Raw genomic sequence first — 22,141 nt, 5'->3', positions numbered from 1 at the left:
AGCGGAGGGCCCAAGCAGGGGCAAGCGTTTTTTGCTTACTTTTTTTGGCGTCTGAAAAAAAGTGAGTCGCCGTAAGGGCGAAACGGTCGGTGGTCGCACCGCGAAAATGGATATGTCCGAATCCCTCAGAAGCGAGATTCGAAAGCCATGCACATATCCAATATCAAGGGTGATGCAGAATCACCTTTCCGCCCTTACGGCGGCTCACTTTTTGTCAAACGCCACAAAAAGTAAGCAAAAAAGGCTTGCCCCTGCTTGGTCCCTACGCTTCGCTGCGGGTCCCCTCCCTCCGGCGTCGCCCAAGCGGCCGACGGCCCGGAATAGAAGCGCCTCCGGTTCCGTCTTCCCCGGCTACGCCGTGGACCGCTCGGCCAACGCCTCCGGTCGGCCCTGGCGCTTTACGGGGCACACAATCAAGATCAAAGGCCTCACGGAAGCAAAAGCGATCTGCGGCGCCACGACAAGCTATGCACCGGTCACAAAAAAGGGAGACCCTGCGTCAGCGGCCTCCCCCTTCTTGATGCCAGCCGGCAATCAATCCATCTTCTGCACCGGCACCTGCGGCGCAGGCGTCACCGGCGCCTTGGAGATGACCGAGTCGTTCGCAGAACCCGCCACGCCAGGCGCCGCGATTTCCACCGGCAGGCCGTCCTCGGCCGCCACCACGTCACGCACGGTATCCCAGTTCATCTGCATATTGGTGCCGTTGAGGTCCGGGCGGTTGAGCATCGCGTTGATGACCGCAGTGTGCTTGTCCACCGCCGACGGGTCGCCCTTGGCGTCCAGCGGGGTGTGGGCCTCGATGTAGATCTTGCCTTCGCTCACGCCGAACTTGTAGGGCTCGTTGATGATGCGCACCGGGGTACCCACCGGCACCATTTTCGACAGTTCAAGCACGTTGAAGTTGTACATGCGGAAGCAACCATGGCTGGTGCGCATGCCGATGCCGAACTTCTTGTTGGAACCGTGGATCAGGTAGCCCGGAATGCCCAGGGTGAACTTGAACGGGCCCAGGGGGTTGTCGGGGCCGGCCGGCACCACGTTCGGCAGCGGGTCGCCGTCGGCGGCGTGTTCGGCCTTGATCGACGCGGGCGGGGTCCAGGTCGGGTTGGGGATCTTGCCGGTGATCTTGGTCTGCGAGATCGGCGAACCCCAACCTTCGCGACCGATGCCGATCGGGTAGGTGTAGACGACGTTCTCGCCCTTGGGGAAGTAGTACATGCGGTATTCAGGCAGGTTGATCACGATGCCTTCGCGCTTGCCCGGCGGCAGGATGAAGCGCGTGGGCAGCACGATCTCGGTGCCGGCGCCCGGCAGCCAGGCGTCGACGCCAGGGTTGGCGGCGATCATTTCCAGGTAGCCCAGGTCGTTGGCTTCACCCAGGTCGGCAAAGGTGTCTTCGTACTTGGCCTTGATCACCTGGACCTGACCGACGATGTCCTGGCCAGGCGGCGGCAGGGGGAATTCCAGTGCCGCAGCGGGACCGGCGGCGATGGCAGCGGTCAGGGCCAGGCAACGGGTGACGACGGAAAAGCGCGGCAACATCCGAGGATCCTTTGCAAAACGAGAGGGATAATCGGACGATTGTACACCGACGCCCCGCTTACCGGGAGGCCTGTGGGCGGCCAGCGGATGAACAGAAAATCAGTTGGCCAGTTCCGGCCACACCGGGCGGGTGCCCTTCTTCTGCGCCTGCAGGATGGCCTTGCAGAGCGGGCACAGGCGCCGGTCGCGGAAAATCGACGGGGCCACCCCGGACCAGCGCGGCTGGGCCGGCAACAAGGTGCCACACAACGTGCGGTCGGCCGAGCCCCCCAGCTCGAGCTGGCGGGCGATCAGGTGCACACGAATTTCCTGGCACGCGAACAGATCGAGCTGCTCATCGGGCTCGATAAGTTGGTACGCAAACAGGGACCAGGCAGGACGCGGCATTGGGGGCTCCAGATCGGGGGGCGCCACATTAGCCGAAACGCGGTTGCTAGAAAAGCGTCAAAGCAGCGGTTTTAGCTGCGGCCAGACATTTTCCAGCAACTTGCCCTGGGCGTTCACCGCCGGATGGATGCCATCGGCCTGCATCAGCGCCGGCACCCCACCCACCCCTTCGAGGAAAAACGGCACCAGCGCCACCTGCTTCTGCGTGGCCAGGTCGCCATACACCCGGGCGAAGGCAGTGGTGTAGCGCACGCCGTAGTTGGGCGGCAGTTGCATGCCCAGCAACAGCACCTTGGCACCGGCGGCGCGGGCGCCATCGATCATTGCTGACAGGTTTTGTTGCAATTGCGCCGGCGGGTGCCCCTGCAGGCCATCGTTGCCGCCCAATTCCAGAATCACCACCTGTGGCTTGTGCGCCGCCAGCAGCGCCGGCAGCCGCGCCTGGCCGCCCGCCGAGGTGTCGCCAGAGATGGAGGCATTCACTACCTCATCCTTGAAACCCTCGTGCTCAAGCCGTTGTCGCAACAAGGACACCCACCCTTTGCTGGTATCCAGGCCCAAACCGGCGCTGATACTATCGCCCACGACCAGCACGGTACCCGCCGCTGCGTTCTGCGCCAGCACCATCAGCGCCAGGCCAGCACTCAACCACAACATTCGCATCGGATTCTCCATGGGCATCAGCATCCTCAAAGCTCAGAACCTTAGCAAAGTGGTTCCCAGCGCGGAAGGCGACCTGACCATCCTGCACGAACTGTCACTGGATTTGCACAAGGGCGACAGCCTGGCCATCGTCGGCGCCTCGGGCTCGGGCAAGTCGACCTTGCTGGGCCTGCTGGCCGGCCTCGACCTGCCCAGCGCCGGCAATGTCACCCTGGCCGGCCGCGACCTCAGCCAGTTGGACGAAGACCAGCGCGCGCGGGTGCGCGCCGAGCACGTGGGCTTCGTGTTCCAGTCGTTCCAGTTGCTGGACAGCCTCAACGCCCTGGAAAACGTGATGCTGCCGCTGGAACTCGATGGCCGCCACGACGCCCGCGACACCGCCCGCGGCCTGCTGGAGCGGGTGGGCCTGGGCCAGCGCCTGAGCCATTCGCCGCGGCAGTTGTCCGGCGGTGAGCAACAACGCGTGGCCATCGCCCGTGCGTTTGCCGCCGAGCCCGACGTGCTGTTCGCCGACGAACCCACCGGCAACCTCGACAGCCACACCGGTGAGCGCATCAGCGACCTGCTGTTCGAACTGAACAAGGAACGCGGCACCACCCTGGTGCTGGTCACCCACGACGAACGCCTGGCGCACCGCTGCCGGCGCCTGATCCGTCTTGATGCCGGCCGCCTGGTCGGCCCCCTGGAGCCTTGACCCGATGGCTGGATTGCCACTCACGCGCCTGCTCACCCTGTCCGTTCGCCAACTGCTGCGCGATGCCCGCGCCGGTGAACTGCGGGTGCTGTTCTTCGCCCTGCTGGTGGCCGTGGCCGCCAGCACCGCCATCGGCTATTTCGGCGCACGCCTGAACGCTGCCATGCTGCTGCGCGCCACCGAGTTCCTCGGCGCCGACCTGGTGCTGCAAGGCACCACGCCGCCACGTCCCGAGCAGATTCGCCTGGGCCGCGAGCAGGGGCTGGAGCATGCGCGGGTGGTGGAATTCGCCAGCGTGGTGGCCACTGATAACGGCATCCAGTTGTCGAGCATCAAGGCGGTGGACGACAACTACCCGCTGCGCGGTGAGCTGAAAAGCGCCGCCCAGCCCTACGGCGAGGAAAGCGCGGGCGGCCGGCCCGGCCCCGGCGAGGCCTGGGTGGAGTCACGCCTGCTGGCCGCGCTGAACCTGAAGATCGGCGACAGCATCGACGTCGGCAACAAGACCCTGCGCCTGGCACGGGTGCTGACCTACGAACCCGATCGCGCCGGCAACTTCTACAGCCTGACCCCCCGGGTGATGATCAACGAGGCTGACCTGGCCGCCACCGGGGTGATCCAGCCCGGCAGCCGGGTGACCTTCCGTGACCTGTGGCGCGGCAAGCCCATCGCCCTGGCCGCCTACGCGCAGACCGTGCACGCGGGCCTGGCGCCCAACCAGCGCATCCAGGATGCCCGCGACGGCAACCAGCAGATCGGCAGTGCGCTGAGCAAGGCCGAGCGCTACCTGAACATGGCCAGCCTGGTGGCGGTGCTGCTCTCCGGAGTGGCGGTGGCGTTGTCGGCCAGCCGCTTCGCCAGCCGCCGCTTCGACGCCAGCGCGCTGCTGCGCTGCCTGGGCCTGTCGCGGCGCGAAGTGCTGGTGTCGTTCTGCATTCAACTCACCGTGTTGGGCCTGCTGGCCTGCATCAGCGGCGCGCTGCTGGGCTGGTTGGCCCAACTGGGCCTGTTCAAGCTGCTGCAGGGCCTGCTGCCCAGCGCCATCCCCAGCGGCGGTGCCCTGCCCGCCCTGGCCGGCATCGGCACCGGGCTGGTGGCGCTGGCCGGTTTCGCCCTGCCGCCACTGGCGGCGCTGGGCCGCGTGCCGCCCCTGCGGGTGTTGCGCCGCGACCTGCTGCCGGTGCCTGCCAGCACCTGGCTGGTGTACGGCCTGGCCATCCTGGCGCTGGGCCTGATCATGTGGCGCCTGAGCCTGGACCTGCTGCTGACCTTCGCCCTGCTCGCCGGCGGCCTGCTGGCGGCGCTGGTGCTGGGCGGCGTGCTGCTGCTGGCGCTGCAAAGCCTGCGTCGCCTGCTGGCGGGCGCACCGCTGCCGTGGCGCCTGGGCCTTGGCCAGCTGCTGCGCCACCCACTGGCCGCTGCCGGGCAGTCCCTGGCGTTTGGCCTGATCCTGCTGTCCATGGCGCTAATCGCCCTGCTGCGCGGCGAACTGCTGGACACCTGGCAGAACCAGCTGCCGAAAAACGCGCCCAACTTCTTCGCCCTGAACATCCTGCCCAGCGACAAGGACAACTTCGCCCAGCGCCTGGCCAGCTACTCGGCCACGTCGGCGCCGCTGTTCCCGGTCATCCCCGGGCGCCTGACCGCGGTTAACGGCGAGCCGGTGCGCCAGTTGGTGACCCGCGATTCGCGCGGCGACCAGGCCACCGAGCGCGACCTGAGCCTGACCTGGTCGGCCGAGGTGCCCACCGGCAACAGCCTCACCGCCGGCCAGTGGTGGGGCCCCGTGCCGGACACCGAGCACCCCGGCGTCTCGGTGGAAGCCAAACTGGCCGACAGCCTCAAGCTGAAGCTGGGCGACACCCTGACCTTCAACATCGGCGGCAGCGAGCGCCAGGCCCGGGTCACCAGCCTGCGCGAGGTGCACTGGGACAGCTTCCAGCCCAACTTCTACATGATCTTCCAGCCCGGCACCCTCACGGACCTGCCCACCACCTACCTCACCAGCTTCTACCTGGCCCCCGGCCACGACCAGCAGGTGGTGGAGCTGGCGCGGGCATTCCCGGCGGTGACCTTGCTGCAGGTGGAAGCGCTGCTGGAGCAGCTGCGCAGCATCCTCGCCCAGGTGACCCTGGCGGTGGAGTACGTGCTGCTGTTCGTGCTGGCGGCGGGCATGGCGGTGCTGTTCTCCGGCCTGCAGGCCACGCTGGACGAACGCATCCGTCAAGGCGCCCTGCTTCGCGCCCTAGGCGCCGAACGCCGGCTGCTGATCAAGGCGCGGCGCATCGAGTTCGGCCTGCTCGGCGCTGCCAGCGGCCTGCTGGCCGCCCTGGGCACCGAGCTGATCAGCCTGGCGCTGTACCGCCTGGCGTTCAACCTGGAGTGGCACCCGCACCCCTGGCTGCTGGTGCTGCCGGTGGTGGGCGCCCTGTTGATCGGCGGCGCCGGCGTGTTCGGCACCCGCCGCGCCTTGAACGCCAGCCCGCTGGCGGTGCTGCGCGACAGCTGATTGCGTGTGCAAGGTTGCATGGATGGTTTTTTGGAACTAGATTCCAGAAACCATCCTGCAGCCAAAAACAACAATCAGGAACACACGCATGCCAACTCCCCTCCGGGTCGCCCTCATCGGCGCCGGCGCCATGGGCCGTCAACACGCCCACTACCTGCAGCAATTGCCCGAGACCCAACTGGTGGCGGTCGCCGACCCGTTCACCCGCCAGCTGGCCGATGACTTCGACGTGCCCAGCTACCCCCACCACCAGGCGCTGCTGGACAGCGTCCGGCCCGATGCGGTGATCATCGCCAACCCCAACGACCTGCACGTGCCCACGGCCATCGACTGCCTGGACGCCGGCGTCGCCACGCTGCTGGAGAAGCCGGTGGCCTGTTCCCTGGAGCAGGCGCGGCTGCTGGTCGCCGCCGAGCGGCGCACCGGCGTGCCGCTGCTGATCGGCCATCACCGCCGCCACAACCCGATCATCAGCCGTGCCCGGCAGATCATCGAAGCCGGCGCGCTGGGGCGGCTGACCACGGTGACCGGGCTGTGGCAGACGCGCAAGGACGACGCCTACTTCGACGTCGGCTGGCGCCGCGAGCCCGGCGCCGGCGTGCTGCTGATCAACCTGATCCACGACCTCGACCTGATGCGCTACCTGTGTGGCGAAGTGAGCGAGGTGCAGGCCATTACCAGCCACCTGGCCCGCGACTTGCCGGTGGAAGACAGCGCGGCGCTGCTGCTGCAGTTCGCCAACGGCGCGCTGGGCACCCTCACCGGCTCCGACGCCACCGCCGCGCCCTGGGGCTGGGACCAGAACGCCGGCGAGAACCCGGCGGTGTTCGCCCAGCAACCCGAGCAGCCCTGCCTGCTGCTGGCCGGCACCGAAGGCTCGCTGAGCCTGCCGCAACTCAAACTGTGGCAGTACGGCGACGCCCGGGGCTGGCACTCGCCGCTGCTGTGCCGGCAGGAGCAGGCCGACAACAGCCTGGCCATGCACAACCAACTGCGCCACCTGGTACAGGTAGCCCGCCGCGCCTGCGCGCCACTGGTCACGGCCGCCGACGCCGCGCGCACCCTGGCCCTGGTGCAGGCCGCGCAACGGGCCGCCACTGAAGGCCGAACCATGGCGCCAGCGACGCTGTAGCGATAACCCCGGCAAGCAGGCAGAATGGCATTCCAACCCTCAATGCCATTCCCGGGATACCTCATGAGCAACGCACTGGAGCGCGGCCTCTGCGCGCTGGAACTGCTGGCCGGCAAGGCTGCCGGCCTGCCCCTGCAACAGATCTCCGAAGGCCTGGGCATCGCCCCCAGCGCCACGCACCGCATGCTCACCTGCCTGGTGGAGCAAGGCTATGTGCGCCAGGACCCGCAGCACGGCAATTACATTCTGGCGCTGAAGGTCATCTCCCTGGCCCTCAAGCACCTGGCCCATGCCAGCGTGGTGGACCTGGCGCGGCCGATCCTCGAGCGCCTGGCCGGTGAATCCGGCGAACTGGTGCGCCTGGGCATCGTCGACGGCGAACACCTGGTGTGGGTGGCCAAGGCCCAGGGCACCCGCAGCGGCCTGCGCTACGACCCGGACGCCGGCGCCGAAGCCAAGCTGGGCTGCACCGCTTCGGGGCTGGCATGGCTGAGCTGCCTGAGCGACGAGCAAGCGCTGGAACTGGTGTACCGCCAAGGCCTGCCGAAGCCGGGCGAATACGGCCCCAACGCACCGACCACCGTCGAGGCCCTGCTGAACAACCTGCACCAGGCCCGCGCCGACGGCTACGCCTGCGTCAACGAGAGCTTCGAAGCCGGCGCCGCCGCCATTGCCACCGCCCTGTACCACCCCGGCCAGAGCACGCCTTCAGGCGTGATCAGCATCGCCGGCCCCAGCGTGCGCCTGAGCGCCGAGCGCATGCAGGCGCTGGTGCCAGCACTGCTGGCCGCGGCCAAGGACCTGGCGCAGACCGAGCTGGGCAGCGTGCCGAAGTTTTCCACCATGACCGCGACGTGACAAGCAGGCAAATGACATCTAATTAATATTTGGAATTGCATTCCACTGCTGCTATTTTCACTCCCGAGCCTCACCCAACAATAAAAAAATCGGGAGTATCGTCATGCCTCATTCCGCTCGCGTGGATGTCAGCACCTTCCTCGACGCCCGCCCCATGGGCGCGCGTCAGTGGCTGGTGGTGTTGCTGGGTTTCATCGTGCTGGCCTTCGATGGCTTCGACACCACCGCCATCGGCTTCGTCGCCCCGGCGCTGGTGGATGACTGGGGCATCGCCCGCCACGACCTGGGCCCGGTGATGATGAGCAGCCTGCTGGGCCTGGCCATCGGCGCCATGGTTGCCGGGCCCATGGCCGACCGCCTGGGGCGGCGCAAGGTCATCATCGGGTCGGTGTTCTTCTTCGGCGTGTGGAGCCTGGCCTCGGCGTTCGCCACCGACATCACCAGCCTCACCCTGCTGCGCTTCCTCACCGGCCTGGGCCTGGGCGCCTCCATGCCCAACACCGCCACCCTGGTGGCCGAGTACGGGCCCAAGCGCAGCCGCTCGCACATGGTCACCGGCATCTACTGCGGCTTCACCATCGGCGCCACCCTGGGTGGCATCGGCAGCGAGGCGCTGATCGAACACTTCGGCTGGCCCTCGGTGATGGTCGCCGGTGGCGTGCTGCCCATCGCCTTCGCCCTGCTGTTGCTGGCCTGCCTGCCCGAGTCGATCAACTTCCTGGTGCACCGCCCCGAGCTCAAGCCGCGCTTGCTGCAGGCCGTGGCCAAGGTGGCGCCAGGCCTGGCCAACGCTGACACGCTGTTCTACAGCTCGGAAGAAAAGGTCCAGGACAAGGGTTCGGTCGGCGCGCTGTTCGCGCCGCGCTACCGGCTGGGCACCTGCATGATCTGGGTGACGCTGTTCATGGGCCTGCTGACCATGTACCTGCTGTCCAGCTGGCTGCCGCTGATCAGCCGCGACGCCGGCCTGAGCCTGTCCCAGGCGGCGCTGATCGGCTCGCTGCTGCAAGCCGGTGGCGTGCTGGGCAACTTCACCATCGGCATGAAAATGGACCGCTTCGACCACCACAAGGTGGTGGGCCTGACCCTGTTGGGCGGCGGTGCGAGCGCGGTGCTGATCGCCCTGCAGCAGCCGACCATTCAGGTGCTGTGCCCGCTGATCGTGCTGCTGGGCTACTTCATCAACGGCGTCAACACCGGCAGCTACGCCTTGGCCACCCAGTTCTACCCCACGCAGATCCGCGCCACCGGCGTCAGCTGGGCCACCGGCATGGGCCGTTTCGGCGCCATCAGCGGCGCTGGCGTGGGCGCGCTGATGCTGGCGGCGGACTGGCACTTCAACCAGGTGTTCCTGTTCCTCACCCTGCCCGCTGCCCTGGGCATCGTGGCGCTGACCATCAAATACCGCCACCAACGACGCCAGCCCAGCCTGGCGGCGTCGGCCTGATATCTACCTTGCGCACCTACGGGTGCGCTTCTTTCTTCGTTTACAGGAGAACGCCATGCGCCCTGCCTTTGCCCTTGCCCAACTGACCGCCCTGCATTGCAACCCGCCGCAGATGATCGACCTCGCCGCCAGCGCCGGCTACGACCACGCCGGCTTGCGCCTGCTGCCAGTGGCGCCGGGTGCGGCGGCCTACGCGTTGATGGATGACCCTGCGCTGTTGCGTGAAACCCTGGCGCGCATGGCCGACACTGGCGTCAGCGTGTTCGACCTGGAGCTGATCCGCCTGAACGCCGACTTCGACCCGGCCGCTTTCGAGGCATTCTTCGAGGTGGGCGCGCGGCTGGGCGCCAAGGCGGTGCTGGTGGCGGGCGACGACCCGGAGCCGGCGCGGCTGGTGGCCAACTACGCGCGGCTGTGCGACGCCATGCAGCCCTACGGCCTGACCGCGGACCTGGAGTTCATGCCCTGGACCGCGGTGCCCGACCTGGACACCGCGTTGCAGATCGTCAACCAGGCCGACCGCGCCAACGCCGGCATACTGGTGGACAGCCTGCACTTCGACCGCTCCGCCAGTCGCCTCGATCAGCTGGCGAGCATCCCCGCTCAATGGCTGCACTACGCGCAAATCTGCGACGGCCCGGCCGAGCGCCCCGGCACCACCGAGGCGCTGATCCACGCCGCGCGCTGTGAACGGCTGCTGCCTGGTGAAGGCGGTATCGACTTGAAGGCCATCTGGAAACAGCTGCCGGCGCAATTGCCGGTCAGCGTTGAAATCCCCAATGACCGGCGCGTCGCACAGATGGGCGTACACGCGTGGGCAAAGGCCGCCTTGCAGGCGGCCCAGGCAACCTTGATCACGCCCCCGTAGCAGCAACTGTCTTGAATCTGCGTTGCCTGCATCGCGACTAAAGTCGGCTCCTACGCCATCTGTGGTAGGAGCCGGCCTTGGCCGCGATGCAGGCGACGCGATAGACGAGGTACACGGGGCCCCGTAGCAGCGGCCGTAGGCCGCGTCCGCAGGCGCCGCGCATTGGCGGTCAGACCGCGCAGAGACCGGACGCAGCCTAGCGGCAGCTGCTACGGCGCAAGCCTACTGTGCCTGCCATTGCGTCCCATCGCGCAGCATGGCATTGAGCCGGACAAGCAGTACCCTCATGCAAGCCACGAGCGCCGCTTTGGCGCACTTGCCCTTCGCTCGCAACCCATCGTAGCGCGCCTTGAAGGGCGCGTCATAACGCAGCACGATCCAGCACGCCATGTACAAGACCCGTCTGATCGCGCCGCGCCCTCCGTAGATTTCTCGCTTGCCTCTAACGGTCCCGCTGTCCCTGTTATAGGGCGCCAAGCCCGCTAGCGCGGCGATCTGATGGCGATCCACGCCGCCCAATTCAGGCATGTACGCCATCAGGCTGGCGGCCGTGATCACACCGATGCCTTTGACCGACGTTAGCCGCATCGCCCTGTCGCTGTCGAGCGCCATCATCGTTGCTTCTATGGCTTGCTCCAGCCGCTCGATGAATGTGCGCAGGAGCCTGATGTGCTCGGTCAAAAGATCGATGACTGCGGACAGCTCTGCCTGTAGGCCGCGGCGTCTGTCGTCATCGCGTTGCTGCACGAAGCGCTCGCGCTGCTGCACCAACGCCCGCAAACATTGGGCTTGCGGTGAAGCAAGCTTGTAAGTGCGCTCTGGCGGAGCCCACGCTTGTGATTTTCGAGGTCTGCTCGTTCAACTGTTTGGGCTTAAAGCCAGAGTGGAGAGGTGAATGGCGTTTCTGCTGCTACCCGTGCTTGGGAGCATTCCGGCCGAACAACCTACCATTCACCGCTCTCATTCGATTCTATTCCTTCTGAAAGACACAAGCGGCCGTAGGCCGTGGCCCAGGCACCGCGCGGGGCAGGACGCGGCCTGCGGCCGCTGCTACGGGGCAGCGGCAGGCTCTGTAGCGCGGCGCTGTTGGCTGGCCTGCCCCTTGGCCCGCGCGGCCGCATGCTCGGCCGCCAGCAAGGCAAACGTCAGCCCCGGCCCCAGGGTAATGCCCGGCCCGGGGTACGTGCCGCCCATCACCGAGTGCATGTCATTGCCCACCGCGTAGAGACCTCCGATGGCCTGGTCATGGCTGTCCAGCACGCACGCCTGGGCATCGGTGGCAAACCCGGTGGCGGCGCCAATGTCGCCTGGGTACAGGCGCACGGCGTAGAACGGCGCGGTGCCGATGCGCCCCAGGTTCGGGTTCGGCGCGTTGCTCGCATCGCCATTGGCGCGCTGGTAGTCCGTGGTACCACGCTGGTAGTCCAGGTCTACACCCGTCACCGCGTACTCGTTCATGCGCTTGACGCTGTCCTGCAGGCCCTGGCCATCGATGTCCAGTTGCCGCGCCAGCTCCGCCAGGCTGGCGCCACGGATCAGGTAGCCGTCATCCAGGAACGGCTGCAGGCCCTTGCCACCGGGCCGCACCATGCCCAGGCCGTACTTGCGCAGCCCCTCGGCGTCGGTGATCAGGTAACCCGGCGCCACCCCGGCGTCTTGCAGGCCGATGCCGAACAGGTGGTACGACGTCGACTCGTTGAGGAAACGCCGCCCCTGCTGGTTGACCGTGAGCATGCCCGGCTTGCCGCGGTCGAGGATGAAGTGCGGGAACACCGCCTGGCTGCCATCGGCGCGCTGGCGGATCGACACCGGTGCCCAGAAGGCATGGCTCAGCCCCGGCTCGCCGTAACGGCCGCCCGCCTCCTGCACCACGTCATGGGCCTGGCCGGTGTGCCCCGGCGCGCCCGGGCACCAGCGGGCGTCGATGCCCGGCAGCAGGGTCTTGCGCCGCTCCGGGTGGCGATTGAAGCCGCCCGTGGCCAAAATCACCCCACCGCGCACCTGCACCCGGCGCTTCACCCCGCGCTGGGACAGTTCAATGGCCTCGACGCCATCGGCGCCCTTGACGATGCGGTCCATCTGGCAGTCGGTGAGCACCGGCACGCCCTTCTCGTCCAGGGAATACAACAGGCTGGCCACCAGCGCGTTGCCCATCACCAGACGCGTGCCGCGCGGGTGCTTGAGGCGGTCCATGGCCTGGCGTAGCAGCAGCTTGGCGCTGTGCTTGAACGAGGCCAGCGAGCGGCTCAGGTTGAGCAGGTGGCCCACGTCGTCACGGTCCACCATCATGCCGCCCAGCACGGTGAACTCGGGGATCGGCGGGCGCACCAGGCGGAAGCGTTCGCCCAATTTGCGCCCGTCGAACGCCAGGGGTTCCAGCGCCCGGCCCTTCAACGTAGAGCCGGCGAGGTCGGAAATGTAGTCAGGGTGAAACGGCCGGGCGCGATAGCGCACCGCCGAACCAGCTTCGATTTTCGCCACCGCGCGCGGGCCGTTGGCCAGGAACGCCCGGCGCAACGCCGGGTTGGAACGCGCGCCCACCGCCAGGTCCAGGTAGCCGCTGGCTTTCTCCAGGCTGTCGTCGTGCACGCCCACCGAGGCGGCGTGGTGGCTGTTGGGAACCCAGGTGGTGCCGGCGGAAAACGCCGTGGTGCCGCCCACGTACTCGCTGCGCTCCACCAGCAGCACCTTGGCCCCCTCGATGGCACCGAACAACGCCGCCGACATGCCGGCGCCACCCGCCCCCACCACGACGATGTCGAAGCTCTCGCCTTCCTCAATGTCCACCAGGTGCTTTCTCATTGTTATGACCTCGCGCAGCAAATCGATTTATTGGAATCACATTCCACAAATTAATTTAATTACCGCAAAGCCGCAAGCACAAGCCCCGCATGCCGTGCTGGTAGACTGCCCGCCGGCCAGTCAAGGAGCTTTAAATGAGTCGCTATCGCCCACCCCGCAGCCACGGCACCGCGCTGATCACCCCCGAGGGCGAGGCACGCATGCGGGCGGAATTGCATGAGTTGTGGCATGTGCGCCGGCCCCAGGTGACGCAGTCGGTGAGCGAGGCGGCGGCCCAGGGCGACCGCTCCGAGAACGCCGAATACACCTATGGCAAAAAGATGCTGCGCGAGATCGACAGCCGCGTGCGCTTCCTGACCAAGCGCCTGGAAAACCTGAAGGTGGTGAGCGAGCGCCCCAGCGACCCGAACAAGGTGTACTTCGGCGCCTGGGTCACCGTGGAAAACGAACAGGGCGACACGTCGCGCTACCGCATCGTCGGCCCCGACGAGCTGGACCTCAAGCTCAACCTGATCAGCATCGACTCGCCCCTGGCCCGTGCCCTGCTGGGCAAGGCGCTGGACGCCGAGGTGCGGGTGCATACCCCCACCGGCGAGCAGCTGGTGTATATCGTCGAGATCGATTACCCCTGAACGCCACCGCGGTAGCAGCGGCCGCAGGCCGCGTCGCCCAACCGTCTCAGCGCAGGGTAACCAGCCCCTGGCGCGCCACGCGGGTCAGGTGGCCGATGACTTCGGCGGCGTGCTCGGCGGCCGGTGACTGCACCACGGCCAGGTCGAAGCGGTTGTTGGCGAGGTTGGCCAGGGACTGGCTGGAGTCGATGAACTGGATCAGGAAGGCGCTGGCCTTGCCGGCACGGCGTGGCCAACCATCGAGGTAGCGCAGCAGGGTCGGTTGGTGCTGGCCGACCAGCAGGATTCGGGGGTTGCGCGGCGCGCTGCTGGCGGGCAGTGGCGTCAGGCAGACGATAGGACGGGGGCAACTCATGGTGGTGTCTTCCAAGCCTCGCAGGTCCCGCTGGGCTGCGGTGGGAGGCGACACCGAACCAGCGTTTTAGCGGTATTTCGGAAACTCCCGTGATGGAAGTATTCCTGCGCCCCGCAAGTAGCTGTGTTAAATCGGCGCTTGAATGCCATCGTAGTAAAACGATGGCACCGGTGTCAACGAGACGAAGGTAGATCAACGCCCCGGCGGGTTCTCGCCCAGCGGCACCACCGCCACGGTGAGCCGCGAGATGCAGTTGAGCTTGCCGCGCTCGTCGCTCAGGCGAATGTCCCACACGTGGGTGGTGCGGCCGATGTGCACCGCCCGCGCCACGCCGGTCACGCGGCCACTGCGCACGCCGCGCACATGGTTGGCGTTCACCTCCAGCCCTACGCAGTAATGGGTGCTGGGGTCGATGCACAGGTAGCTGGCCATGGAACCCAGGGTTTCCGCCAGCACCACCGAGGCACCGCCGTGCAGCAGGCCGTAGGGCTGGTGGGTGCGATGGTCGACCGCCATGCTGGCGGTCAGGGAGTCGTCATCCACGGCTTCGAAGCGGATGTCGAGCACCTCGCCGATGGTGTTCTTCTGCGCCTCGTTGAACTGCTCGAGGTTGGGTTGCGTGCGCCATAGGCTCATGGGATTCGTCCTTTTCCGGAATATTCAAGACCGGCGCGCGTCGCTGGCACAGCGAGGCGGCCGCAATCGACCGCCCCACTATCTGGCAGCCCCGGCGCGGCGTGCAAGCGCCAGCGCCGTTGCAGGCTGGCATTTGGCCGTTCCGCCGCCGGCTCAGGCGTGGTGCACGGCCTGCACGCTCATCAGCCCGGCCAGCGGCCAGTCGCCTTCGAGCACCGCCAGGCTGGCGGTGTTCATGCCGCGTGGCTGCTGCAGGTGGCCGTTTTCCAGCAGGCCCACCAGGGCGCCCACCAGCGGCTGGTGGCTGACCAGCAGCACGCTGTCCAGGCCCAGGCGGTCCAGCTGGCCGATGACCTCCTGGGGGTCGCTTTCGGGGGTCAGCCAGGGCACGGTGACGATGGGCTGCTCCAGCGCCAGCGCCTCATGGACGATGGCGGCGGTCTGCTGGGCACGCACGTAAGGGCTGGCGTACACCGCGGCCAGCGGCTGGCCCAGCAGGTGCGCAGCGCTGCGCAGCACTTCTTCGCGGCCGTGGTCGGTGAGTTCGCGCAGGCTATCGCGGGCGGCCTGGCCCTGGGCCTCGCCGTGGCGCAGGATCCACAGCTTCACAGCTTGGGCTCCTCGTCGCGGGCCGGGTGCGGCGCAGGCGGCACGCTGTGCGGGGCCTCGCCTTCGGGTGCGCGTGGCGCCGGCCAATCAGCGAACGGCCAAGGCTTCTGTTCGGTATGGAAGCTGCCGAACCGGCCGATCTGCGCCATGAACTGGCTGAGGCTGTCGCCGAAGTTCATCAGGCTCAGGTTCGGCGAGCCGTACACCAGCCGGTAGACCAGCTGGATCAGCACCACGGCGCCCAGCAGCAACTGGGCCACCTGCCACACCAGCACGTACAGCACCATCCACAGCACCCGCAGCAGGATCGATTCCTGGCTGGGCTTGAGAGGCGAATCACTCATGTCCTTGCTCCTGCAAAATCAGTTGAAACCACTGGTGGAAATGAAGTCGACGTCGGTCTTGGGCTCGGCGCGCATCAACAGCTCGATCACCTGGGCCAGGGTACGCCCTTCGAACAGGATGGCGTGCAGCCCGGCTACCAGCGGCATGTACACCTTCAGCTCCTGGGCCTTGGCCTTGAGCACCTTGAGGGTGTTGACGCCCTCGGCCACCTCGCCCAGGCGGTTGACCGCCTCGTCCAGGCTCAGGCCCTGGCCCAGGGCGAAGCCCACCTGGTAGTTGCGGCTCTTGGGCGAGGAGCAGGTGACGATCAGGTCGCCCACCCCGGCCAGGCCCAGGAAGGTCATGGGGTTGGCGCCCTGGCTCACGGCGAAGCGGGTCATCTCGGCCAGGGCGCGGGTAATCAGCATGCTCTTGGTGTTCTCGCCCATGCCCAGCGCCACCGCCATGCCGGCGATGATGGCGTAGACGTTCTTCAGCGCCCCGCCCAGCTCCACGCCGAAGCGGTCGGCACTGGCGTAGACCCGGAACGTGGGCCCGTGCAGCGCGGCCTGCACCTGTTCGCAGAGGTTCTCGTCCTCGCTGGCCACCACGGTGGCGGTCAGGGCGTGCTCGGCCACCTCGCGCGCCAGGTTGGGCCCCGACAGCACGCCGATGCGCGCGTCTGGGGCGATGTCGCCGAGGATCTCGCTCATCAGCTTGAACGTCTGGGCCTCGATGCCCTTGGTCAGGCTGACCAGCATGCGCCCGGCCAGCAGCTGCGCATGGGGCGCCAGCACGCTGCGCAGGGCGCTGGACGGCAGGGCCACGAAGATCAGGTCGCTGCCACCCAGGGTGGCGAGCAGGTCGGTGACCGGCTCGACGCCGGCGTGGATCTTGATGCCCTTGAGGTAGCGCGGATTCTCGCGCTGGGTGCGGATCGCCTCGGCTTGCTCGGGATCGCGCATCCACTGGCGTACCGCGTGGCCGTTCTCGGCCAGCAGGTTCGCCACGGCGGTCCCGAAGCTTCCGCCCCCCAGCACTGCAACAGGCTGCTGTTCAGTCATATCCAATCCATCAAAACCATAAAAAGTGGCGACGCCCGCATTATACGGAGCGCACGCGCCGCGGCCAGCCCCGCAGGCCAAAGCCTTGCGCGAAAGCGTAGCCGCACGTGTCGATGCCGTACACATGACTGGAAATGTCGCCCAAGGCGGTTAAAATGCGCGGCTGTTCGACTTTGCCAAGGCCGCACCGTGCGAGATTGCACCCGATGAAATGGCGTCCCAGCTGGGACATTCACAGCCGCACCCAGGTGATCTGCCTGGGCCCCGCCCTGGTGCTGACCCTGCTGCTCACCGGTTTCTTCACCTTCGTGCGCATCCAGGACCTGCGCGAGGAAATGACCCGCACCGGCCAACTGATCGCCAACCAGCTGGCGCCGGCCGCCGAGTTCGGCGTGATCAGCCACAACACCACGGTGCTCGACAGCCTGCTGCGCGCCACCCTGGAAATCCCCCACGTGCGCTTCCTGGAGGTACAGGACAGCAACGACCATGTGCTGCTGTACGTCGAGCAGCCCGACGGCGTGCTGGCGCACAGCGCCAAGGTGCAGGTGTTCCAGGCCAGCATCCGTCTGCAGCGCGCCGCCCTGGCCGGCGACCTGCACCACGGCAACCTGCTGCGCGTGGGCCAGCCCGACTGCGTGGGCCGGGTGATCGTCGGCATGTCCAACGACGCCTTCAACCAGCGCCAGCAGGAGATCCTGCTCAAGGCCGCGGTGCTGGCGCTGGTGGCCCTGCTGTTCAGTTTCCTGCTGGCCCGGCGCCTGGCCCTGAGCCTGGCCCGGCCGATCAGCGAGATGGGCCTGGCGGTGAAGGCCATCCAGGAAGGCGACTTCAAGGCGCCGCTGCCCATTGTCGATGACACCGAGCTGGGCAACCTGGCCCAGCACATCAACAACCTCGCCAAGGGCCTGGACCAGGCCGGGCGCGAACAGCAGCAGGCCATCGAGCAACTGATCAGCACCCGCGAACAGGCCGAGCGCGCCAACAGCGCCAAGTCCGACTTCCTGGCCATGATGAGCCATGAGCTGCGCACGCCCATGAACGGCGTGCTGGGCATGCTGCAGCTGCTGGAAACCACGGTGATGACCGACGAGCAGATCGAGTACGCGGCCCTGGCCACCCAGTCCACCGAACACCTGCTGAAGGTGATCAACGACATTCTCGACTTCTCGCGCATCGAACGCGCCGCACTGGAACTGGAGCACATCCCCTTCAACCTCGGCGAGCTGGTGGCCAGCTGCGCCCACACCTTCCAGCACACCGCGCAGAAAAGCGGCCTGGCGCTGCACCTGAGCCTGGCCCAGGGCTTCGACGCGCTGCAGGTGGAGGGCGACCCCACGCGCATCCGCCAGATCCTGGTGAACCTGATCGGCAATGCCATCAAGTTCACCGACGTCGGCAGCGTGCACATCGACGCCCAGTGGCAGGTGCTCGACCACCAGCTGATCTGGCTGACCTGCACCGTGCACGACACCGGCATTGGCATCAGCGCCGAGCGCCTGGAAAGCATGTTCGTGGCCTTCCAGCAGGCCGACAGCAGCATCTCGCGCCGCTACGGCGGCACCGGCCTGGGCCTGCCCATCGCGCGCACCCTGGCCGAGCGCATGGGTGGCACCCTGCTGGCCGAAAGCGAGGAAGGCCGCGGCTCGCTGTTCACCCTGGAAATCCCCCTGGCGCTAAGCCAGCGCGCCGCCACGCCACTGCGCGAAGCGCGGCTGGGCGACGAGGCGCAGAACCTGGGCAAGCGCGTGCTGCTGGTGGAAGACAACCCGGTCAACCAGACGGTGATCGAGGCCATGCTGCGCAGCCTGGGCTTCGTGGTGAGCGTGGTCGGCGACGGCGCCCAGGCCATCCACGAGGTCACCCACCAGCCGTTCGATGCGGTGCTGATGGACTGCCGCCTGCCCATCGTCGATGGCTACGAAGCCACCCGGCGCATCCGCCAATTGCCCGAGCATGCGCACTTGCCCATCATCGCCCTGACCGCCAACGCCCTGCTCGGCGACCGCGAGGCCTGCCTGACTGCCGGCATGAACGACTATCTGGCAAAACCTTTCAAACGTACCGATCTGGAGCAGCTACTGAGGCGCTGGCTGGCAGCTTAAATGCGCCCCCGGGGCAGCCGGGGCTGGCGCTAAATGCTAAAGTGCGGCAGTCTTAGACGTTATGTCAGGCAAAATGAACCGCCTGGATAAAAAATTTCAGTGCACAGGTGTACTTCTTTGTCCCTGGCGCTGTGACTTTCACTACAACGCAATAGTCTATGTGTAGGCTGCCCTGCCAAAGGCGCATTCGCTTTGGCACGGCCGGGAGAATTTGCCCCACTGCCACACGGGACTATTGAGGAGCTCGCATGACCAAACAACACGCCTTTACTCGGGAAGAACTACTGAGCTGCAGCCGCGGCGAGATGTTCGGCCCAGGTAACGCGCAACTGCCCGCCGGTAACATGCTGATGGTGGATCGCATTACCCATATCAGCAGCGAAGGTGGCAAGTACGGCAAAGGTGAATTGGTCGCCGAGCTGGATATCAACCCGGACCTGTGGTTCTTCGCCTGCCACTTCGAAGGTGACCCGGTGATGCCGGGCTGCCTGGGCCTCGACGCCATGTGGCAGCTGGTCGGTTTCTTCCTGGGCTGGCAAGGCCTGCCGGGCCGCGGCCGTGCGCTGGGCTCGGGCGAAGTGAAGTTCTTCGGCCAGGTACTGCCGACCGCCAAGAAGGTCACCTACAACATCCAGATCAAGCGCGTCCTCAAGGGCAAGCTGAACCTGGCCATCGCCGACGGTTCCGTCAGCGTTGACGGCAAAGAGATCTACACCGCCGAAGGCCTTCGGGTCGGCGTGTTCACATCCACCGAAAATTTCTAAGGGTTATCCGCATGCGCCGCGTCGTTATCACTGGTCTGGGCATTGTTTCCTGCTTGGGCAATGACAAAGACACCGTCACCGCAAACCTGCGTGCAAACCGCCCTGGCATCCGCTTCAACCCGGAATATGCCGAAATGGGTCTGCGCAGCCAGGTTTCCGGCTCCATCGACCTCAACCTCGAAGAACTGATCGACCGCAAGGTGTTCCGTTTCGTGGGTCACGCCGCTGCCTACGCCTACCTGGCCATGGCCGACGCGATCAAGGATTCGGGCCTGACCGAAGAGATGGTCTCCAACCCGCGTACCGGCCTGATCGCAGGTTCGGGCGGCGCGTCGACCCTCAACCAGATGGAAGCGCTGGACATCCTGCGCGAGAAAGGCGTGAAGCGCGTTGGTCCATACCGCGTGACCCGCACCATGAGCAGCACGGTCTCCGCTTGCCTGGCCACGCCATTCAAGATCAAGGGCCTGAACTACTCCATCGCTTCTGCCTGCGCCACCAGTGCCCACTGCATCGGTACCGCCATGGAACAGATCCAGATGGGCAAGCAGGACATCGTCTTCGCCGGTGGCGGTGAAGAAGAGCACTGGAGCCAGTCGTTCCTGTTCGACGCCATGGGCGCCCTGTCCAGCAAGCGCAACGACACCCCGGAAAAGGCTTCGCGCGCCTACGACAACGACCGTGATGGCTTCGTCATCGCCGGCGGTGGCGGCATGGTAGTGGTCGAGGAGCTGGAACACGCCCTGGCCCGTGGCGCCAAGATCTACGCGGAAATCGTCGGCTACGGCGCTACTTCCGACGGCTACGACATGGTGGCCCCGAGCGGCGAAGGCGCGATCCGCTGCATGCAGCAGGCGCTGTCCACCGTCGACACCCCGATCGACTACCTGAACACCCACGGCACCTCGACCCCGGTCGGCGACGTCGCGGAAATGAAAGGTGTGCGCGAAGTGTTCGGCGACAAGGCTCCGGCCATCAGCTCCACCAAGAGCCTGTCGGGTCACTCCCTGGGCGCCGCCGGCGTTCACGAAGCGATCTACTGCATGCTGATGATGGAAGGCAACTTCATTGCCGGTTCCGCCAACATCGACGAGCTGGACCCAGCCGTTGCCGACATGCCGATCCTGCGCGAGACTCAAGAAAACGCCAAGATCGACACCGTCATGAGCAACAGCTTCGGCTTCGGTGGCACCAACGCCACGCTGGTGCTCAAGCGCTGGCAGGGCAAGTAAGGGCTCACCCCCTTGCTGAAAAAGAACGGCACCTTCGGGTGCCGTTTTTTTATGTCCCCGCGTAGCAGCTGCCGAAGGCTGCGTCAAAGGGCCCATGACGCAGCCTTCGGCAGCTGCTACGGGCAGCACAAACGTACCAGCATGCCCAGGCAACAAGGTCTACAGTAGGGCGATCATGCCCAAGGACCGCCCCATGCCCATCACCCTCAACACCGAATCCGCCGACAGCTTCCGCCACAGCCTGCAGATCGACGACCACGCCCTGTTCACCGACCTGCCCAAGGCCCTGGGCGGCGACGATTCGGCGCCCTCCCCCCACGACTATTTCGACGCCGCCCTGGGCGCCTGCAAGGCGCTGACGCTGAAGTACTACGCGCAGAAAAAAGGCATCCCGCTGACCGGCGTGTCGGTGGACGTGCAGCGCGATGACAGCCAGGAGCTGAAGGGCCACTATGCAATCAACGTCGTGCTGACCCTCAAGGGCGTGCTCACCGCCGAGCAGCGCGCCGAACTGCACCGCGTGGCCGACCGCTGCCCGGTACACAAGCTGATGACCAGCACCGAGATCGCCATCACCACCACCCTGGCCGAAGGCGCCTTCAGCCAGTAACGGAGCCCGTCATGCCGCACTTGGTGATTCGCCCACCCGCCGAAGACGTCGAAGGCCAGCCCATCCTGCGCCCGCTGCCCTCGCGGCAGTGCCGCGCGGTGGGCCCCTTCGTGTTTTTCGACCACATGCTCGCCACCACCTACGCCCCCGGCGCTGGCGTGAACATCCGCCAGCACCCGCACATCGGCCTGTCGACCCTGACCTACCTGTTCGAAGGCGAACTGCTGCACAAGGACAGCCTGGGCAGCGACCAGCGGGTGAAGCCCGGCGAGGTCAGCTGGATGACCGCCGGCAAGGCCATCGCCCACGTGGAGCGCACGCCGGACGACCTGCGCGCCCACGGTTCGCGCCTGCATGGCCTGCAGGTGTGGCTGGCGTCGCCTGTGAGCGCCGAACAGGGTGAAAGCCACTACAGCCATCACTTAGCGGGCGAACTGCCCGTGAGCGACGCCCTGGGCGTTCGCATCAGGATGATTGCCGGCAAAGGTTTCTGCCTGGTCGCACCGGTGCCGGTGCTTTCTCCTACGCTGTACGCCGAAGTGCACATGGTGGCAGGCAGCACGCTTCAGGTGCCTGACGAACATCAGGAGCGGGCGCTGTATGTGTTGGAGGGTGAGGTAGAACTGGAGGACGAGGCGGTGCAGCCGTTGACGCTGCTGGTGCTGGAAGCCGGCGAGCAGCCGACGCTGGTGGCACAGACCGATTGCCACCTGGTGCTGATCGGTGGCGCCCCGCTGGACGGGCCGCGGCGCATGAACTGGAACTTCGTCGCCAGCGACGTGGCGCTGATCGACCAGGCACGGGCGAAGTGGGCAGCCGGCGATTGGCCGACGGTGCCGGGCGAAACCGAACGGATCGAATTGCCCCGACGATAAGAGACGCGGCCTGCGGCCGCTGCTACATGA

At 66.6% G+C, this 22,141-nt stretch carries 22 protein-coding genes; 12 read left to right on the top strand and 10 right to left on the bottom strand.

Going from position 1 to position 22,141, the window contains the following annotated elements; all coding sequences use genetic code 11:
* Positions 1-534: 534 nt before the first annotated feature.
* The 3 genes from AC0Z2B_RS21670 to AC0Z2B_RS21660 form a co-directional block, all read right to left on the bottom strand.
* On the bottom strand, positions 535-1,545 hold the full coding sequence (locus AC0Z2B_RS21670) for a L,D-transpeptidase family protein (protein WP_416423305.1): 1,011 nt from the start codon (positions 1,543-1,545) through the stop codon (positions 535-537).
* Between the two features lie 99 nt (positions 1,546-1,644).
* A complete protein-coding gene (locus tag AC0Z2B_RS21665) occupies positions 1,645-1,932 on the bottom strand; it encodes a hypothetical protein (RefSeq protein ID WP_416423304.1) in 288 nt (95 codons plus the stop codon).
* Positions 1,933-1,989: 57 nt separating this feature from the next.
* Complete coding sequence (locus AC0Z2B_RS21660) at positions 1,990-2,595, bottom strand: arylesterase (protein WP_416423303.1); 606 nt, start codon at positions 2,593-2,595, stop codon at positions 1,990-1,992.
* A 10-nt stretch (positions 2,596-2,605) separates the two neighbouring features.
* Here AC0Z2B_RS21660 and AC0Z2B_RS21655 point away from each other — a divergent pair, with 10 nt between their 5' ends.
* The 6 genes from AC0Z2B_RS21655 to AC0Z2B_RS21630 all read left to right on the top strand — a co-directional run bounded on the left by AC0Z2B_RS21655 (position 2,606) and on the right by AC0Z2B_RS21630 (position 10,103).
* Positions 2,606-3,289: an ATP-binding cassette domain-containing protein gene (locus tag AC0Z2B_RS21655; RefSeq protein WP_473005954.1), complete on the top strand. Its 684-nt coding sequence runs from the start codon at positions 2,606-2,608 to the stop codon at positions 3,287-3,289.
* Positions 3,290-3,293: 4 nt separating this feature from the next.
* Complete coding sequence (locus AC0Z2B_RS21650; RefSeq protein ID WP_476299306.1) at positions 3,294-5,798, top strand: ABC transporter permease; 2,505 nt, start codon at positions 3,294-3,296, stop codon at positions 5,796-5,798.
* 88 nt (positions 5,799-5,886) lie between these two features.
* The gene (locus AC0Z2B_RS21645; protein ID WP_476299304.1) at positions 5,887-6,930 is read left to right on the top strand and encodes a Gfo/Idh/MocA family protein; all 1,044 of its coding nucleotides are present in this window, start codon (positions 5,887-5,889) and stop codon (positions 6,928-6,930) included.
* A gap of 63 nt (positions 6,931-6,993) precedes the next feature.
* Positions 6,994-7,788, top strand: coding sequence for an IclR family transcriptional regulator (locus tag AC0Z2B_RS21640; RefSeq protein ID WP_416423299.1), 795 nt, complete (start codon positions 6,994-6,996; stop codon positions 7,786-7,788).
* A 103-nt stretch (positions 7,789-7,891) separates the two neighbouring features.
* On the top strand, positions 7,892-9,235 hold the full coding sequence (locus tag AC0Z2B_RS21635; protein WP_476299302.1) for an MFS transporter: 1,344 nt from the start codon (positions 7,892-7,894) through the stop codon (positions 9,233-9,235).
* Positions 9,236-9,290: 55 nt separating this feature from the next.
* Complete coding sequence (locus tag AC0Z2B_RS21630; RefSeq protein WP_476299301.1) at positions 9,291-10,103, top strand: sugar phosphate isomerase/epimerase family protein; 813 nt, start codon at positions 9,291-9,293, stop codon at positions 10,101-10,103.
* A gap of 222 nt (positions 10,104-10,325) precedes the next feature.
* Here AC0Z2B_RS21630 and AC0Z2B_RS21625 read toward each other — a convergent pair whose 3' ends face one another.
* Both AC0Z2B_RS21625 and AC0Z2B_RS21620 read right to left on the bottom strand, forming a co-directional pair.
* Positions 10,326-10,871 (bottom strand): transposase, encoded by a 546-nt coding sequence (locus tag AC0Z2B_RS21625; RefSeq protein ID WP_476299313.1) that lies wholly within the window; start codon positions 10,869-10,871, stop codon positions 10,326-10,328.
* Between the two features lie 282 nt (positions 10,872-11,153).
* Complete coding sequence (locus AC0Z2B_RS21620; protein ID WP_476299299.1) at positions 11,154-12,905, bottom strand: FAD-dependent oxidoreductase; 1,752 nt, start codon at positions 12,903-12,905, stop codon at positions 11,154-11,156.
* Positions 12,906-13,039: 134 nt separating this feature from the next.
* On the opposite strand from AC0Z2B_RS21620, the gene greB reads away from it, so the two are divergent.
* Positions 13,040-13,537 carry a transcription elongation factor GreB gene (gene greB, locus AC0Z2B_RS21615; protein WP_416423294.1) on the top strand — a complete coding sequence of 166 codons (498 nt, stop codon included), beginning with the start codon at positions 13,040-13,042 and terminating at the stop codon, positions 13,535-13,537.
* 46 nt (positions 13,538-13,583) lie between these two features.
* Here greB and AC0Z2B_RS21610 read toward each other — a convergent pair whose 3' ends face one another.
* The 5 genes from AC0Z2B_RS21610 to AC0Z2B_RS21590 all read right to left on the bottom strand — a co-directional run bounded on the left by AC0Z2B_RS21610 (position 13,584) and on the right by AC0Z2B_RS21590 (position 16,525).
* Positions 13,584-13,892, bottom strand: a complete 309-nt coding sequence (locus tag AC0Z2B_RS21610) for a hypothetical protein (protein ID WP_476299297.1) — start codon at positions 13,890-13,892, stop codon at positions 13,584-13,586.
* A gap of 192 nt (positions 13,893-14,084) precedes the next feature.
* Complete coding sequence (locus tag AC0Z2B_RS21605) at positions 14,085-14,528, bottom strand: hotdog fold thioesterase (protein ID WP_416423291.1); 444 nt, start codon at positions 14,526-14,528, stop codon at positions 14,085-14,087.
* 153 nt (positions 14,529-14,681) lie between these two features.
* On the bottom strand, positions 14,682-15,137 hold the full coding sequence (sixA, locus tag AC0Z2B_RS21600; RefSeq protein ID WP_476299295.1) for a phosphohistidine phosphatase SixA: 456 nt from the start codon (positions 15,135-15,137) through the stop codon (positions 14,682-14,684).
* Positions 15,134-15,481 carry a DUF4389 domain-containing protein gene (locus tag AC0Z2B_RS21595; protein ID WP_416423289.1) on the bottom strand — a complete coding sequence of 116 codons (348 nt, stop codon included), beginning with the start codon at positions 15,479-15,481 and terminating at the stop codon, positions 15,134-15,136. Before AC0Z2B_RS21595 ends, sixA begins: the two co-directional genes overlap by 4 nt.
* Before the next feature lie 18 nt (positions 15,482-15,499).
* Positions 15,500-16,525 (bottom strand): NAD(P)H-dependent glycerol-3-phosphate dehydrogenase, encoded by a 1,026-nt coding sequence (locus AC0Z2B_RS21590; RefSeq protein ID WP_416423288.1) that lies wholly within the window; start codon positions 16,523-16,525, stop codon positions 15,500-15,502.
* Between the two features lie 206 nt (positions 16,526-16,731).
* Here AC0Z2B_RS21590 and AC0Z2B_RS21585 point away from each other — a divergent pair, with 206 nt between their 5' ends.
* The 5 genes from AC0Z2B_RS21585 (at position 16,732) to AC0Z2B_RS21565 (ending at position 22,111) form a co-directional block, all read left to right on the top strand.
* Positions 16,732-18,630 carry a response regulator gene (locus tag AC0Z2B_RS21585; protein ID WP_476299293.1) on the top strand — a complete coding sequence of 633 codons (1,899 nt, stop codon included), beginning with the start codon at positions 16,732-16,734 and terminating at the stop codon, positions 18,628-18,630.
* Positions 18,631-18,878: 248 nt separating this feature from the next.
* The gene (gene fabA, locus AC0Z2B_RS21580; protein ID WP_416423286.1) at positions 18,879-19,394 is read left to right on the top strand and encodes a 3-hydroxyacyl-[acyl-carrier-protein] dehydratase FabA; all 516 of its coding nucleotides are present in this window, start codon (positions 18,879-18,881) and stop codon (positions 19,392-19,394) included.
* An 11-nt stretch (positions 19,395-19,405) separates the two neighbouring features.
* Positions 19,406-20,626, top strand: a complete 1,221-nt coding sequence (gene fabB, locus AC0Z2B_RS21575) for a beta-ketoacyl-ACP synthase I (RefSeq protein ID WP_416423285.1) — start codon at positions 19,406-19,408, stop codon at positions 20,624-20,626.
* A 193-nt stretch (positions 20,627-20,819) separates the two neighbouring features.
* Positions 20,820-21,236 (top strand): OsmC family protein, encoded by a 417-nt coding sequence (locus AC0Z2B_RS21570; protein WP_473005940.1) that lies wholly within the window; start codon positions 20,820-20,822, stop codon positions 21,234-21,236.
* Between the two features lie 11 nt (positions 21,237-21,247).
* The gene (locus AC0Z2B_RS21565) at positions 21,248-22,111 is read left to right on the top strand and encodes a pirin family protein (RefSeq protein ID WP_476299291.1); all 864 of its coding nucleotides are present in this window, start codon (positions 21,248-21,250) and stop codon (positions 22,109-22,111) included.
* The last annotated feature ends 30 nt before the right edge of the window (positions 22,112-22,141 follow it).

Source organism: Pseudomonas sp. GYB4201 (genome assembly GCF_056312595.1).
This window is presented reverse-complemented; position numbering and strand designations above follow the sequence as displayed.